This is a genomic window from Spongiactinospora gelatinilytica, from assembly GCF_003236385.1.
Classification (GTDB): Bacteria; Actinomycetota; Actinomycetes; order Streptosporangiales; family Streptosporangiaceae; genus Spongiactinospora; species Spongiactinospora gelatinilytica.
Map to the genome: position 1 here is coordinate 1 of NZ_POUA01000861.1, position 453 is coordinate 453.

Below are 453 nucleotides of genomic sequence, written 5' to 3' on the forward strand. Positions count from 1 at the left end.
ATCCCCAGCATGAACGAGACCTGCCGCAGCCCCATCGCGATCCCCCGCTGCCCGGCCGGGAACCACCGCAGCACGATCCGGCCCCCACCGACGATGGCCGCCGCCCCGGCCGCGCCCATCAGCGCGAGCACGACCCCGAGTAGAACCGGCTGTTCCACGACGGCCGCCACCGCCAGCAGTACCGCGCACACCGCCACCCCACTGCCGAGCACCAGCCGCTCACCTCGGCGGTCGGCGAGCATCCCCCACAGGATGAGGCTCGCCATCGCCCCCAGACTCGGCGCACTGGTCAGCATGCCCGCGACCGCCAGGGAGACACCCAGCTCGTCACGGATGGCCGGGAGCAGCACCGGTAGGCCGAACATCCCGACCGTGGTCAGCGTATGCGCGTTGACGCCAAGCGCCAGGATCCACCACCGCCGTCGCCCATTACTCACATGAGCAATGGTCACC

Annotated in this window: 1 protein-coding gene; it reads right to left on the bottom strand. The window is 70.9% G+C overall.

Annotated elements, in window-relative coordinates:
* A partial coding sequence (locus C1I98_RS39780; RefSeq protein WP_158558424.1) for an MFS transporter occupies positions 1-437 on the bottom strand: 437 nt, incomplete at its 3' end.
* Between the last annotated feature and the right edge of the window lie 16 nt (positions 438-453).